Origin of the sequence: Streptomyces ipomoeae 91-03, from assembly GCF_000317595.1 — a bacterium.
Taxonomy (GTDB): Bacteria; Actinomycetota; Actinomycetes; order Streptomycetales; family Streptomycetaceae; genus Streptomyces; species Streptomyces ipomoeae.
Map to the genome: position 1 here is coordinate 1 of NZ_AEJC01000214.1, position 14,439 is coordinate 14,439.

16 protein-coding genes are annotated in these 14,439 nt (G+C 70.6%); 9 read left to right on the top strand and 7 right to left on the bottom strand.

Annotated features, from left to right (window positions below; translation table 11 throughout):
• Positions 1–89 precede the first annotated feature (89 nt).
• Positions 90–959, top strand: coding sequence for an Fpg/Nei family DNA glycosylase (locus STRIP9103_RS14165; protein WP_009310293.1), 870 nt, complete (start codon positions 90–92; stop codon positions 957–959).
• A gap of 68 nt (positions 960–1,027) precedes the next feature.
• Here STRIP9103_RS14165 and STRIP9103_RS14170 read toward each other — a convergent pair whose 3' ends face one another.
• The 3 genes from STRIP9103_RS14170 to STRIP9103_RS14180 form a co-directional block, all read right to left on the bottom strand.
• Complete coding sequence (locus STRIP9103_RS14170) at positions 1,028–1,687, bottom strand: hypothetical protein (RefSeq protein WP_009310304.1); 660 nt, start codon at positions 1,685–1,687, stop codon at positions 1,028–1,030.
• 228 nt (positions 1,688–1,915) lie between these two features.
• Complete coding sequence (locus tag STRIP9103_RS14175) at positions 1,916–2,431, bottom strand: hypothetical protein (RefSeq protein WP_009310298.1); 516 nt, start codon at positions 2,429–2,431, stop codon at positions 1,916–1,918.
• A 199-nt stretch (positions 2,432–2,630) separates the two neighbouring features.
• Positions 2,631–3,176: a sigma-70 family RNA polymerase sigma factor gene (locus STRIP9103_RS14180; protein ID WP_048820269.1), complete on the bottom strand. Its 546-nt coding sequence runs from the start codon at positions 3,174–3,176 to the stop codon at positions 2,631–2,633.
• A gap of 283 nt (positions 3,177–3,459) precedes the next feature.
• Between STRIP9103_RS14180 and STRIP9103_RS14185 the strand changes: the two genes are divergently transcribed.
• Positions 3,460–4,644 (top strand): CapA family protein, encoded by a 1,185-nt coding sequence (locus tag STRIP9103_RS14185; RefSeq protein WP_009310291.1) that lies wholly within the window; start codon positions 3,460–3,462, stop codon positions 4,642–4,644.
• Between the two features lie 15 nt (positions 4,645–4,659).
• Here STRIP9103_RS14185 and STRIP9103_RS14190 read toward each other — a convergent pair whose 3' ends face one another.
• The gene (locus tag STRIP9103_RS14190) at positions 4,660–5,121 is read right to left on the bottom strand and encodes a universal stress protein (protein WP_009310306.1); all 462 of its coding nucleotides are present in this window, start codon (positions 5,119–5,121) and stop codon (positions 4,660–4,662) included.
• A gap of 162 nt (positions 5,122–5,283) precedes the next feature.
• Here STRIP9103_RS14190 and STRIP9103_RS14195 point away from each other — a divergent pair, with 162 nt between their 5' ends.
• Entirely contained in the window at positions 5,284–6,141 is an 858-nt protein-coding gene (locus tag STRIP9103_RS14195; protein ID WP_009310287.1) for a polysaccharide deacetylase family protein, read from the top strand.
• A 117-nt stretch (positions 6,142–6,258) separates the two neighbouring features.
• Here the strand turns inward: STRIP9103_RS14195 and STRIP9103_RS14200 are convergent, their stop codons facing one another.
• Complete coding sequence (locus tag STRIP9103_RS14200; protein ID WP_009310301.1) at positions 6,259–6,930, bottom strand: class F sortase; 672 nt, start codon at positions 6,928–6,930, stop codon at positions 6,259–6,261.
• A gap of 333 nt (positions 6,931–7,263) precedes the next feature.
• Here STRIP9103_RS14200 and STRIP9103_RS14205 point away from each other — a divergent pair, with 333 nt between their 5' ends.
• Positions 7,264–7,755, top strand: a complete 492-nt coding sequence (locus STRIP9103_RS14205; protein WP_009310308.1) for a hypothetical protein — start codon at positions 7,264–7,266, stop codon at positions 7,753–7,755.
• A 111-nt stretch (positions 7,756–7,866) separates the two neighbouring features.
• Here the strand turns inward: STRIP9103_RS14205 and STRIP9103_RS14210 are convergent, their stop codons facing one another.
• Both STRIP9103_RS14210 and STRIP9103_RS52770 read right to left on the bottom strand, forming a co-directional pair.
• Complete coding sequence (locus STRIP9103_RS14210) at positions 7,867–8,631, bottom strand: bestrophin-like domain (RefSeq protein WP_009310289.1); 765 nt, start codon at positions 8,629–8,631, stop codon at positions 7,867–7,869.
• Between the two features lie 16 nt (positions 8,632–8,647).
• Complete coding sequence (locus STRIP9103_RS52770) at positions 8,648–8,776, bottom strand: hypothetical protein (protein WP_048820271.1); 129 nt, start codon at positions 8,774–8,776, stop codon at positions 8,648–8,650.
• Between the two features lie 25 nt (positions 8,777–8,801).
• On the opposite strand from STRIP9103_RS52770, the gene STRIP9103_RS50630 reads away from it, so the two are divergent.
• The 5 genes from STRIP9103_RS50630 to STRIP9103_RS14240 form a co-directional block, all read left to right on the top strand.
• Positions 8,802–9,299: a hypothetical protein gene (locus tag STRIP9103_RS50630; RefSeq protein WP_199790542.1), complete on the top strand. Its 498-nt coding sequence runs from the start codon at positions 8,802–8,804 to the stop codon at positions 9,297–9,299.
• Between the two features lie 239 nt (positions 9,300–9,538).
• Positions 9,539–10,525 (top strand): SCO0930 family lipoprotein, encoded by a 987-nt coding sequence (locus STRIP9103_RS14225; protein WP_009310296.1) that lies wholly within the window; start codon positions 9,539–9,541, stop codon positions 10,523–10,525.
• 446 nt (positions 10,526–10,971) lie between these two features.
• The gene (locus STRIP9103_RS14230; RefSeq protein WP_009310290.1) at positions 10,972–11,784 is read left to right on the top strand and encodes an SAM-dependent methyltransferase; all 813 of its coding nucleotides are present in this window, start codon (positions 10,972–10,974) and stop codon (positions 11,782–11,784) included.
• Positions 11,781–13,925: a putative bifunctional diguanylate cyclase/phosphodiesterase gene (locus STRIP9103_RS14235; protein WP_009310302.1), complete on the top strand. Its 2,145-nt coding sequence runs from the start codon at positions 11,781–11,783 to the stop codon at positions 13,923–13,925. The genes STRIP9103_RS14230 and STRIP9103_RS14235 overlap by 4 nt, the downstream gene beginning before the upstream one ends.
• Before the next feature lie 45 nt (positions 13,926–13,970).
• A partial coding sequence (locus tag STRIP9103_RS14240; protein WP_009310294.1) for a serine/threonine-protein kinase occupies positions 13,971–14,439 on the top strand: 469 nt, incomplete at its 3' end.

Consider the following 14,439-nt stretch of genomic DNA (forward strand, 5'->3'; position numbering starts at 1 on the left):
ACCACACACGACCCGCACTCGCTCACCCGCAGCAAGCCCCCACCGCTCCCCGCCCAAGCGCCGCAGGCAATTCGTGGCAGTCTGGACATATGCCCGAACTCCCCGAGGTCGCGGCGCTCCGGGACTTCCTGGTCGAGAAGCTGGTCGGCCATGAGGTCGTCAGGGTGCTGCCCGTGGCCATCAGTGTGCTGAAGACCTACGACCCGCCGATCACCGTGTTGGAGGGGCGGGTGGTCACAGGCGTGGAGCGGTACGGGAAGTTTCTCGATGTCGTGATGGACGGCGGGGCGCTGCACTGCGTGACGCATCTGGCCCGTGCGGGCTGGCTTCAGTGGCGGGACCAGCTGTTCGACGGCCCACCCCGTCCCGGCGGCAAGAGCCCCCTCGCGCTGCGTGTCGCCCTGGAGACGGGCGAGGGCTTCGATCTCACCGAGGCCGGTACGCAGAAGAGGCTGGCGGTGTACCTCGTACGGGACCCGGGGGAGGTACCGGGAGTCGTCCGGCTCGGGCCGGATCCGCTCGCCGACGACTTCGACGAGGCGCGGTTCGCGGAGCTGCTCGCGGGGGAGCGGCGGCAGATCAAGGGCGCGCTGCGGGACCAGAGCCTGATCGCCGGGATCGGGAACGCGTACAGCGACGAGATCCTGCACGCCGCGAAGATGTCGCCCTTCAAGCTGACCTCGTCGCTGAAGCCGGAGGAGATCCGGGGCCTCTACGAGGCGCTGCGCGCCACGCTCACCGAGGCCGTGGAGCGCTCCCGGGGCCTGGCCGCCGGCAGGCTGAAGGCGGAGAAGAAGAGCGGGCTCCGTGTCCACGGCCGTACCGGCGAGCCCTGTCCCGTGTGCGGCGACATCGTCCGCGAGGTCTCCTTCAGCGACTCCTCGCTGCAGTACTGCCCGACCTGCCAGACCGGCGGCAAGCCACTCGCCGACCGGCGCCTGTCACGGCTGCTCAAGTAGGGCGCCTGACGCGGTTGATCGAGGAGAAGGGCTCAAGCAACAGGCCCACGGAGAAGGTACGGACCAGCTCAGCGCCAGGCCGGGGCCTTGAGGGTCACCAACAGCTCGCCCTCCTGGCTGCGTACCTCGAAGTGGCTGATGTCCTCGCGCTGCATCGCGGTGCCGCCCATCATCGTGGAGGGAGCGTCCGACTCGCCGGGGGACTTCCAGTTGGCGGCGGTCTCCTCGGAGCCGTCCTTGCCGATCACGACGAGCCGGCAGGCGTGGGCCCCTTCGGCCTCCTTGACCTTGAGCTCGATGTCGCTGCCCCAGACCCGGTCCTCGGCCTTGACCTCGGCCCACACACCCGTCTTGGCGTCGGTGGCGGCGACCGTGTCCGGCGGCTCGCCCGGCCCCGCGAAGACGGCGACGGCGGGGCCGCCCACCGCGATGATCACCGACGCGGCCACCGCGAACAGCCAGCGCCTGCGCCGTGCGCGCTGTCGGGCGCCCACCTCGTCGAGCAGCCGGCCGAGCAGCCGCGGACCGGGCGCCGCGAAGGGGTGCACGGCACGCGGTGTCGCGTTCCTGTACAGCATCAACTGCCGGGCGGCCGGACGGAACTCGGTGACATGTACCGCGCACTGGGGGCAGCCGCGGACATGGTCCTCGAAGTGGAAGGACTCCACCTCGTCCAGCACGCCCAGCGAGTAGGCGCCGACGTCGTGATGACGATCCTGGGACCACATGGCAATTCCTCGGGCCGGTGTGCGGTGGGGGTTGCTTCCTGCCCCCACCGGTACGGACCAGACCGGTGAATCACTCAAGCCCCGCGACCAATGCCAACCAAAAGATTCGGAGCCGTTCGCCCGGCGGATTGGTCACAGACCGAAAAAGTCGGCCCGCCGGCGTCCGAACAGGTCGTTCGCGCGCCGGCGGACACGGGTGACCAGGTCGGCGCCGGAGGATCGCCCGGATCAGAAGAGATGGATCGCCAGGTGTCCGAGCGGCAGTCCGAGCCGCCAGGCCGGTGTCCAAACCTTTGGACCGTCGTCCTCACCGAAGACCGCGCCACCCCCTGGCACCGCGTCCAGATCGGGCGCGAGCAGCTCGGTCTCCTCCAGCCAGCGCCAGGCCGCCGCCGCCAGTTCCAGGTCCGGCGACGGGCCGCCCGCCTCCAGCGCCTCGGCGGTGAAATGGGCCATGCGTTCGCACACCCAGTCCTGCCACGGCTGGTCGTACGCCGTCAGCGACAGCCAGGTCTCCAGCTGGGTCACGACCCGGATGCCGGAGAGCTCACCGCCGGAGTCCGAGAGGAAGATGGTCAGCGCCAGGGCGTCCCGTCCCGCGCGGAACTCGAAGGACGTAGGCGGCATCAGATCGCCGGTCCGCAGCAGCTCCTCGGCGATGTACTCGGCATAGAACCACGCCATCGGGACGGTCAGTTCGTCTCCGCCGGCGCCGTCCGTGCTCTCTTGACCTCTGTGCAGCATCCCTTCCTGCCTTCCTCCGGTGCATGCGCGTCGCCCGACCCCGGGCCTGGAGACCTGGTGCCGACTCCCGGCCGCCCCTACGGGCGGACGGCGAGAAACCGGCGCCGGGTCCCCATCCGGAACAGGGATGAAGACAGCTGATTGCTCAACCATGGTCCTCAGCAAGGCGCTTTACGGAGGTTTGACTCGGCCATGGGTTTCAACGCAGGTCGGCCGCGTATCCCGGAAGCACCCGGCGCAGGGCGCGCAGCGCGTAGTACGCGCGGGACTTCACCGTACCGGGCGGGATCCCCAGAGCTTCGGCGGCTTCCGCCACACTCGCACCCTGGAAGTACACCTGCACCAGTACTTCACGGTGCTCCGGAGTGAGTGTCTTCACAGCCTCGCGTACGTCGAGGGTGGCGACGGACCGCTCGGCGTGATCTGCCATCACACGAGCGTTCTCCAGCACCGCGTCCCCCACCTCGGCGGGCCGCGCCTGCCGGGCCCGCCGCGCGTCTATGGCGAGCCGTCGGCCGACGGTGAGCAGCCAGGGGCGTACGGAGTCGAAGTCGTCGGCGCGCAGCGCCTCGGGGTGCTGCCAGGCGCGCACGAAGGTCTCCTGCACAAGGTCCTCGGCGCGATGGCGGTCCCCGTCGGAGAGCCGCAGCATCAGGGCGAAGAGGGGGCGGCCGTGTTCGCGCTGGAGCTCGGCCAGCTCGTGTTCGGCGGTCGTCCCGTTGGTCATCGTGGTTCCGGCCGTCATGGCCGTATGGGAACGCGAGCCGCTTCGCGTGGACAGGGGCCGGTCGCGGGTGTGCGGCAGGCGGTCAGTGGCTGTCGGCGAACGGTACGACGAACGGTCGGCCGGTGTTTCCGGGGCTCCGCCCCGGCCCTCTGCCGTCGGCCTGACCGCGCCGGCCGCCGTGCGGGTGAGAAGCGTGCGGCGCTTTCGGGTGATGGCCGGTTCGGGTTGTTGACAGGTATGTCGGGTGCATGCGGATTCTTAGCGGATTGTAATCAAATACGACTGCAATGGGATGTCCAGCATGCGCGCACGCACGCGATCCACCGGCATCGGCCTCGCCGCCCTTCTCCTCTCCCCGGCCATCGGTTGTCAGGCGCAGGACTCAGCCACCCCGCCGACCCTCTCCGGGCACCCCACCCCCTCCAGCCCCGCGAAGCACTCCCGCGGCTTCACCCTCGTCGCCTCCGGTGATGTGCTGCCGCATATGTCGATCATCGAGAAGGCCCGTCAGGACGCCGGGGGCGGGGGGTACGACTTCCGGCCGATGCTCGCCGGAGTGAAGTCCGTGGTGGCCGGCGCGGATCTGGCGATCTGCCATATGGAGACGGTGTACGGCGCGGACGGGAATTACAGCGGGTACCCGACGTTCAAGTCGCCGCCGCAGGTGGCCGAAGGGCTCGCCGTCACGGGGTACGACGGCTGTTCCACCGCCTCGAACCACACCCTGGACGACGGCGCCGCCGGTATTCACCGCACCCTGGACGCGCTGGACCGCGCCGGTGTGCGGCACGCGGGGTCGGCGCGTACGGCGCAGGAGGCGGGCAGCCCCACGCTGATGCGCGCGGGCGGCGCCCAGCTTGCCCATCTCGCGTACACCTACGGCACGAACGGCATCCCGCTGCCGGCGGACCGCCCCTGGGTCGTGAACCTCATCGACCGCGAACGGATCCTCGCCGACGCCCGGACCGCGCGGAAGGCGGGGGCCGACGTGGTGGTCGTATCGCTGCACTGGGGAACCGAATGGCAGGACGCGCCCGACGCGCAGCAGTTGAGCCTGGGGGAGCAGCTCACCTCGGCCGCCACGGACGGTCGGCCCGACATCGATCTGATCCTCGGCACGCACGCGCATGTCCCCCAGGCGTACGAGAAGGTCAACGGAACCTGGGTCGTCTACGGGATGGGCGACCAGATCGCGGGGGCGATGATCAACCACTCGGGGGCCCATGACCCGCGCGGCAACCAGGGCACCCTGGCCCGCTTCACCTTCGCCCCGCCCACGCGTGAGGGCGCCCGCTGGGAGGTGACCAGGGCGGAGTTCGTGCCCCAGTGGTTCGACGTCGGCTCGGGGCGGGTCGTCAACCTCAACGCCGTGATCGAGTCGGGCACGGGGACGGCCGTGGCGGACGTCACCGCCGTGCGTGACCGGATCCGTGATGTCGTCCTCAGCCGGGGTGCGGCGCAGGACGGGTTGGCCATGGGGAGGTAGGCGCGGGGCGCGGTTCTACGGGACCACCGTGACCGGCCAGCGGCCCGCCTTCACCAGGCGTACCGCCACCGAGCCGACGATGCGGTGGCCCGCCTGCTCGGAGGCGCCCACGACGACCGCGTCGGCCTTGAGGTCGTCCGCGGCCTTCACCAGCCCGCCGTAGGGGTCGCCGCGGAACGTGTGGAACTCCCAGCGCACCTCGAATATGCCCTTCACCTGCTCGGCGGCCTCGCGGATCTGCGTGACGAGCTGCTCGGCGATCTCGTCGGTCGTCCCGGCCACCGGCACCCCGAGAGCCGCGCTCGCGGCCAGCAGCGGCTGCACATAGACGATGGCGAGCAGCGCGTGCTGGCGTCGGGCGAGGCCCGCCGCGTAGGCCACGGCGCGCAGTGAGGAGTCGGAGCCGTCCAGCCCGACGAGGACGACCTTGGGTCCGTCGGTGCCCCGTTCGAACGGATGTGCTTGCTGATCGGTCACGGGGGTGAGGCTATCGCGGTGGCGCGGCCGATGGAGGAACCGGGCTCCGGCGTACGCCGGGTGATCGCGAAGGGCGCGAAAACTACTCCCATCGGGTGTTTTCATACCGCCGCACCGGTGTCGTAGGGGTGCGGCGCCCTCGTTCTGGGCGACTGATGAGTCATGACGAAGGACCAGACGTTCACCCGACGGCGGCTGCTGATCGCCGGTGGAGCCATGCTGGGCGCGGCCGGCGTCGCGGGCACCGCTCCTCTGCTCACCGGCGACGGAACCTCCGGTACGGCAGCGACCCGCGCCGGCGCACCGGCCGCCGGTCCGGGGGCCCGCCACGGGCTCAAGCCTTCCGCATACCGCCTCCAGCCCATCACCGGATACGGGGCGCGGCCCCGGCGCCGTACTCTCGTGCGCCCCGAAGTCCGGCGCGAGCCGTTCCTGAGGGTGGCCGCGCGGGGCCGGAACATCGTGTTGACCTTCGACGACGGCCCCGATCCGCGCTACACCCCGGACATTCTGCGCATCCTCCGCGCCCACGACGTCCGCGCGATGTTCTTCGTCTGCGGCGCGATGGTGGTCCAGCACCAGGACCTGCTGCGGGAGATGGCCGACGACGGCCATGTCGTCGGCAACCACACCTGGTCCCATCCGCTGCTCACCACTCTCTCCCAGTCCCGCATCCACGCGGAGATGGCCCGTACCTCCGAGATCATCGACAAGGCGTACGGTGAACCGCCGCTGTGGTTCCGCGCACCGTACGGGGCCTGGAACCGCGCCGTCTTCCGGTTCGGCGCCGAACTCGGCATGGAGCCCCTGGCGTGGACGCTCGACACGCTCGACTGGCGCGTCCCGGGCGCGAACACCATCGTCGAGCGCGTGGAGAAGGGCGCGGCCCCCGGTGTCGTCGTGCTCTCCCACGACGCCGGCGGCGACCGCTCCCAGAGCGTACGGGCGCTGCGCGAATACCTTCCCGAACTGCTGGACTCCGGCTATCGGATCACCGTGCCCCAACGAAAATACGTATGACGAGGGGCAGGGGACACGCATATCGCCGGTACCGGGAACTCGTACGACGCCGGAAATGAATCCAGTGGGCGCCGGAAAAGAATCCCGTGGGCTTTCGCCCGCCCGGTCGGGGAGCGTTCAGCGCACCTCGACCAGGCGGGCGAAGACGACGACGTTTCCGTCGTAGCCGTTCTGCTGGGAGAAACCGCCCCCGCAGGTGATGACCCGCAACTCCGGAATTCCGCTGTTGCCGTAGACACGGTCACCGGGGAAGTTGTTCTTCTCGAAGACCTCGATGCCGTAGATCTCGAACACGGCGGTCTTTCCGTCCCCGCGCTGGATCTCGACCTGGCTGCCCTTCTTCAGCGCCCCGAGCCCGTAGAACACCGCGGGCCCCTGGTGGTTGTCGACGTGGCCCACGATGACGGCCGTGCCCTGCTCTCCGGGGGAGACCGCGCCGGTGAACCAACCCGCGAGGTTGGGGTCCTGGGCCGGGGGCGCGTCCACCCAGCCGTGGGTGTCCAGACCGACCGGCACGACCGGCGCGTCGACCCGGATCGAGGGGATCCGCACCCGGTCCACCATGGCGTACGGCAGGGGGTCGGGCACATTGGTGAAGGTGCCGTGGGGGATGCCGCGGCCGTCGGCGGCAGCGGCCGACGCGGGCTGCGGCGGGCCCACGTCGAACTCCCCCGAACCGTTCTGAATGAGAGCGAGACCGGTCAGCAGAACCAGCGCTATCACACCCCACGGCGCGCGCTTCCTCCGTCGCATCTCCCATTCGACCTCGGCCGCCTTCGACGAAAACATTCGCCATCCCCTCTCGACACGGCCGTCGCCGCGTCCGTCGCGCATAGGACAAACGCTAAGCGCGCTGCGCGGGGACGGCGATGATTGAGGTACGAACGGGTGGCGGCGAAGCGGAGTTCTGCGCCATCCGAGTCGCGGCGCACAGGAATTTTCCGACCGCCCGTGACCTGCGGTGATGTCCGATCACACGGGGATGTCCCGGTGCGTCCGCTCACCAGGACGGACCAGCGTCGAAATGCGGGCCGGTGCGGGGCAACTGAGGGTTTTCCCGGGAGGCGCTTTCTCGTCGATCGACCGGGGACGGGTCCCGGGGCGTCTTCCGCGGAGGATCACATGCGTACTACTCGTGCCCTGGCGGCCTCGGCCGCCGCGGTCGCCCTGGTCGGCATCGCCGCCCCGACGGCCACCGCCTGGGACCAACCGACCTCGGTCACGGCCACCCCCAACGTCATCGCTCGGGGCGGGCAACTCGTGCTCACCGTCAGCGGCGGCGACGCGTGCGGGGGAACCGGCAGCACTATCAGCTCCGACGCCTTCCCCACCACCAACCTCAGATCCGTCGACGGCCGCACCGCCACGGCGACGGTGCGGGTGAACGCCAACGCCAGCACCGGCTCGCACAGCGTCACGACCAACTGCGAGGGCAGAACCAAGACGTTCACCAATGTCTTCACCGTCATCGGCGGTGTGCGCGGCGGTCTCGGGGGCAGCAGCTCCGTCGGGGCCACGCCGACCGACATCGCGATCGGTGGCGGGCTGGTGGCCTCCGCGGTCATCGGCGGTGGTGTGTTCTGGATGCGCCGCCGAGCGGAGAACAAGATCTGAGGCCCGCCCCCTTCGTATCGAGGCCACCCCCCTCGCGGCACGGATCGCACGTCGCACAGCCCTTCGCCCCGGTGCCCCGAAGGACCGGGGCGAAGGACTGTGCGACGTCCGTCACCCCCCGGCCTTCGGGAACAGGGCCACGAACGGCTCGGCCGTGGCGCTGAGCCCGCGGCTGTAGGGCGCGTCGAAGTCCCAGACGAGGAAGAGCAGGAAGGCGATCAGCGCCGAGAACAGACCGGCCAGGATCAGCTCGCGCGCCGTACGCCGGATCTGCAGGGCGAAGACCATTCCGACGGTCACCACGGCACCGGTGACCAGGCCGAACCACACCACGCCGGGCAGGGTCTCGCCGGTGGAGTCGGCCCGGGCGTTGCGCGCCGCGTCGGCGGCGGCCATCTGGTCGAGCACCGGCTGGTAGGCCTGGGCCTCGAAGTCGTTCCTCGGCTCGTAGTCGGTGACGTCCCGGCGAACGGTCCGGAGGAGTTCGGTGCCCCGCTCGGTCATCTCGCCCTTCTTCGACATGACCTTCCACTCGGTGGTCACGACATGGCCGACGTAGGTGTCGATGTCGCCGCGGATACGGTCGCGGACCTCGGCCGGGTACACCCGCACCCGCTCATGGATCTCGTGCAGCGCCTGCGCCTCCGCCTGGACATGGTCCTGGGCGACGCTGCGGGCCTCCCAGACACCGGCGATGGCCAGGCCCAGGACGATGGCGTACACCACGCCGATCATCATGGTGATGTACTCGATGACGTCCGGGGTCTCGGACGGGTCCTCGTCCTCGGGCGCGGCGTGATGCCGCACGACGGCCACGACGAGGACGACGAGACACGCCGCCCCCATCGCGAGGGTGAGAACAAGCCATTCCGACAAGAGGTTCCTCCAGGGGTCAGCGCGGACGCAGTGCGGCGGCGGCGAACAGCGCGGGCACGGTGACGAGCAGGGCGAGCGAGACGAGGGACGGTCCGGAGCGCTTGGCGTGAGGACGGGCCGGGGTCCGGTACGGCGGATAGCTCACCGGGGTCGGTGACACCGTGGGGCGCTTGCTCGGAGTGGGGGTGGGCTTCGGCGTGGGGGTGGGGCTGGGGGCGGGCCGGGGCGCCTGGGTGACGGGCGGTGGCGGCGGCTTCGGTGTCGGGGTGGGGGGCGGTGGCGGTGGCGGTGTCGGCCGAGGGTCGGGTGTGGGGGGCGGCTTCGGCCTCGGCGGGGGAGTCGGGGTGGGCGTCGGCTCCGGCGGGCACGAGGGCGTCGGGCTCGGGGTGGGCGTGGGGGACGGCGACGGTGTGGTCTCCGGCTCCGGCTCGCACGACGCGGTGCCCCCGATCGCCACGGCGATCGCACCGCCACCGTCCGGGCCGATCGAGGCGTACGCGCAGGCGTGGGCGACCGCCGTGCCGCTCGGCGCACCGGTGAAGAGCCAGGTCAGTGCGAGCAGGGCCGACAGCCGCAGGGCGAGAGCGGACCGGGTCCGCGGTGGTCCTAGCACGACGGAGATCATCGGTGCTCGCGCGCACGCGTACCCCGGAGCCGGCGCGAATTGATCCAAACGAGGGAAAACGGGCCCCGAAGGTTTGAGTCCGGACGCCTGCCGGTGACGCCCTTTTCGATGCGCCCGCACGCCGCTTCGGGGCACTCGCGCGGGCCCTGCCACGGACGATGCCACAGACTTCGGAAAGAAATTTGTTCTTCGTTGAACACACCGGCCACCCCCGCCCGTACCTAGGGCCAGCAAGCGGCGCAGTAGGGCGCTGCAACACCCAAGGATTGACGGGGAGTTGGAATGAACACCTCCTGGCGGAGCGCCTCACTCGTAGCCTCAGCTGCGGCTGTGCTGGTGCTGACGACGGCGTGCGGTCAGGAATCGGGGTCCACGTCCTCGCAGAACGTGGGCGCGGCTTCCACCCCGACGCTCGGCACCGGCACGATCGCCGGCGTGGGTGCTGCCGGTTCCAACGCACAGGGCCAGGGCCAGGTCCAGTCGACCACGGCGGCCACCGCGGGCCAGCTGACCGTGTGGAACAGCGACGAGTACGGCAAGGTCCTCACCGACAGCGCGGGCCGTACCCTCTACCGCTTCGACAAGGACACGGCCGAGCCGCCGAAGACGACCTGCGAGGGCCAGTGCGCCACCACGTGGCCGCCGGTGCCCGCCTCGGGCGCCACCGCCGCCGAGGGTGTCGACAAGGCGCTGCTCGGTGAGGTCACCCGCCCCGACGGCACCAAGCAGCTGACGGTCGGCGGCTGGCCGCTGTACTACTACGCCAAGGACACCAAGGCCGGTGACATCAAGGGCCAGGGCCTCCAGGGCACCTGGTACGCCTCGGCTCCCGACGGCAAGAAGGCCTCCACGAAGGGCGGCTCCGGCGGCGGTGGAGCCGAGGACGCAGGTGGCCAGGCGGTCGAGCAGGCCGGTCTGACGACCCGTAACGACCCCAAGCTCGGCGAGATCGTCGTCGACAAGAACGGCATGACGGTCTACCGGTTCCTCAAGGACACCCAGTGGCCGATGTCGACCAAGTGCACCGGCGCCTGCCTCGACAAGTGGCCCGTGGTCGCGCCGGTCGACAAGAACGACACCAAGAACATCCTGCTGAAGGGCTACACGGTCTTCGACCGGCCCGACGGCATCAAGCAGCAGACCATCAACTGCATCCCGCTCTACACCTTCGCCAACGACAAGGAGCCCGGCGACACCAACGGGCAGGGCGTGGGCGGTACGTGGTTCGCCATCAACGGCGACGGAGAGCCGATCGGCGCGCCGAAGTAAGGATCACCTTCCCCAGGGTAGATCGCCTCGCCATTCAGGAAACCACCGCACGCGGAAGGGAGTGGACGAGCAGAAGAGTGCCGGACGCACCACGCCGGCGCGGCCGATCCGGACCCGCCCCCTCCGCACCGCACGGAGGGGGCGGGTCGCTTGGTGTGCCCGGACGGGGAGCGGGGGCGCGGAACGGCGTGCGCCAGCGCGCGGGGCCAGGGGCGCGGGGAACGGCGTGCGCCAGCGCGCGGGGCGGAGCGCACGGGCAAACGGGTCGGTGACGGCGTCTTGGCGCGAATCGGCATGGTCGGGGCGGTGGTTGGGCAGGTCGCATCGGCGGCGAGCTTGAACGGACGGTCAATTTCCGTTTTCGCTCGCTCCGTTGGCGGACGATCAGTAGCCTCGGCTCGAACACCGGATCGCCTGCGCCATCCCCGACGTGTTGGAGACACTGTATGGAGCGCCCCGCCTGGGCTCCCCGGAGCATCGACATCTCGGTGCCGTCCGTGGCCCGTATGCACGACTACTACCTGGGCGGTTCGCACAACTTCGAGGTCGACCGGGAGGCGGCCCGCAGGGCCATGGAGTTCATACCGGGCCTGCCCAAGATCGCGCAGGCCAACCGGGCGTTCATGCGCCGCGCCGTGCGGTACGCGGCCGACGCGGGCATCACCCAGTTCCTGGACGTCGGATGCGGAATACCCACCTTCGGAAACGTGCACGAAGTCGCCCAGGAGGCCGGCCCCGGCGCACGGGTCGTCCACGTCGACCACGATCCGGTCGCCGTGGCCCGCAGCCAGGCCGTTCTGCGCGACAGCGGCGACGCGGTCGCGGTCGCGGCCGATCTGCGGGGGCCCCAGGACATCCTCACGAGCCCCTGTGTCGAGCGATTGATCGACCTGAACCGGCCGGTGGCCCTGCTCCTGGTTGCCATACTGCACTTCGTGGAGGACATGGACGACCCGTACGGAGCGGTGGCCGAGCTGCGCGACGCGCTCGCGCCCGGCAGTGTGGTCATCGTCTCGCACGCCTCCTACGAGGGCATTCCGCTTTCCCAGGAGCGGGCCGAGGGCGCGGTGGACGTGTACAGGAACATCCGAAATCCGCTGATCATGCGCTCTCGCGACGAGATCGCGCGGTTCTTCGAGGGGTACGACATGGTGGAACCCGGACTGGTGCCGATGGCGAAATGGCGGCCCGACACGGCCCCCGAGGACGAGGATCCGTACGCCTTCTCGGGGTTCGCCGGCGTGGGGACCAAAGCGTGAGGGCGGAGCAGGACGGACCGGAGGACAGACTGCGCCGGTTCGCGACGATCTGGAGCCGCGCGGTCTTCCCCGCCACCTCCACGTCGCTGACCCGCCCCGAGCTCGAGGAACGACTCCTGCCGCTCGCCCGGCGCCTGAGCGAGGCACTGCGGGCCAGGACGTTCGACGCCGAGGAGGGCAAGGCCGTCGGCGCCGCCCTCGTCGACGCGCACTGCACCGAACCCGAGGCCCTCAGCCAGACCCTGGACTGCGTCGACGCCTATCTGGTGCTCTACTGCGGCGAGGACGGCCCCCAGGAGGATCTGCGGGCCCGCGCCGCCCGGCTGCAGTCCGCGATGGCCGCCGGATACGCCGAGGCGCTGCGGCAGCGGACCCTGGCCGAGCAGGAGGCGATCGCGCGCGCCGCGCTGGAGGCCCAGGGCGCGGTGGCCCTGGCACTGCACGCCACCGAGGCCCGCTTCCGCGCGGTGTTCGAAGGCGCCGCCATAGGCATCGGCATCTCCGACCTCGACGGCAACATCCTCCAGGTCAACGGCGCGCTGCTGCGCATGTTCGGCGTCACCGAGCAGACGATGCGCGCCCGCCGCGTCCCCGAGTGGAAGCACCCCGAGGACGCGCCCCAGGTCTGGCGCCTCTACGACGAGCTGGTCCGCGGCGAGCGCGAGCACTACCACACCGAGAAGGCGTTCCACCGACCTGACGGAACGGTCCTGTGGACCAATCTGACGGTCTCCCTGCTGCGGGACGCGGACGGCAAACCCCAGTACCAGCTGGCGCTCATGGAGGACACCACCGAGCGCCGTCTGCTCAACCTCCGCCTCCGCTACGAAGCCACGCACGACGCGCTCACCGGACTGCCCAACCGCACCCTGTTCTTCGAGCGCCTGGAGAAGGCCCTCGCGGCGGGCGAGGGCCAGCGCTTCGGCCTGTGCTACCTCGACCTCGACGGCTTCAAGGCCATCAACGACAGCCTCGGTCACGCGGCCGGCGACCGGCTGCTCGTCGAGGTCGCCGACCGGCTGCAGTCCTGCGCGACCGCCCCCGGCGAGATGGTGGCCCGGCTCGGCGGCGACGAGTTCGTGGCGCTCACCACCGGCACCGACACCGAGCGCGAGGTCGACGAACTCGCTGACCGCATCATGAACGCGCTGGTCACCCCCGTCCGCATCGACGGCCGGGAACTGCTGGTCCGGGGCAGCATCGGCATCGTCGAGGGGCCGGCGGGGGAGCGTGGCCCGGCCGAGGTGCTGCGCAGCGCCGACATCACGATGTACCGGGCCAAGTCGGCGGGCGGCAACCGCTACGAGGTCGCCGACGCGGAGGCCGATGCCCGCGCCATCACCCGGCACGGACTCACCACCGCGCTGCCCGCCGCCCTGGACCGGGGCGAGTTCTTCATCGAGTACCAGCCGCTGGTCCACCTCGGCGACGGCACCGTACGCGGCGCCGAGGCCCTGGTCCGCTGGCTGCATCCGCAGCACGGTGTCCTCGGCCCCGACCGGTTCATCCCGCTCGCCGAGCGCACCGGGCTGATCGTGCCGCTCGGCCGCTGGGTCCTGGAGCAGTCGGTGCGCCAGGCCCGCGAGTGGCAGGAACGACACGGCGGCACCGGAGCCACCGGGCCCCTGCGCGTCAACGTCAACCTCTCCCCGTGCCAACTCACCCATCCCGGGCTGGTCCAGGACACCGTGGACATCCTGGAGCGCGTGGGACTCGAACCGGACGTCCTCTGTCTGGAGGTGACCGAGTCCGCCCTGATCGGCGCCGACGACGATCTGCTCAAACCTTTGCGCAGACTCTCCGAGATGGGCGTCGACATCGCCCTCGACGACTTCGGCACCGGCTACTCCAACCTCGCCAACCTGCGTCGACTGCCGGTCCGCGTACTGAAGTTGGACCGGTCCTTCACCCAGAGCATGCAGCGGTTCCCGGCCGACCCCGTCGACCTGAAGATCGTCGAGGGCATCGTCTCCCTGGCCCACGGCCTCGACCTCAAAGTCACCGTCGAGGGCGTCGAAACCGGCGCCCAGGCCGAGCAGCTGCGGATCCTGGGCTGTGACACCGCCCAGGGCTGGTACTACGCTCGCCCCGGCCCACCGGAACGCCTGCACGAACTGGCGTTGGTGGACGCGACGGGCTGAGGACGAGGGCCGATACGGGACTTCGGTCCCGTGTGAGGGGGACGGATGCCGGAGCGGCTGCTGGACGGGCGCTACCGCCTGACCGACCGGATCGGCGCGGGCGGTATGGGCGAGGTGTGGCGGGCCCTTGACGAGCACCTGCACCGCGAGGTGGCCGTCAAGATCGTCACCGGTCTGGGACGTGGCGACGATCCTACGGTGGCGGCGCGCTTCGTCCAGGAGGCGAGAGCCGCCGCGCGGCTGTCCAGCCCGCACATCGTGACCGTGTACGAACTCGGCACCGACCGATCCGACGGCGGGCCGGAGCAGCCGTACCTGGTGCTGGAGCTGGTGCGGGGACGCCCGCTGGACCAGATGATCGACGGCGGCTCCGCTCTTCCCCCGCTGGACGACGTGGCCCGCTGGGCCGACCAGATGTGCCGGGCGCTGGCGACGGCCCATGCGGCGGGCGTGGTGCACCGGGACATGAAACCGGCGAACGTCCTGGTCACCGCCGGGGACAGGGAGGCCGGCG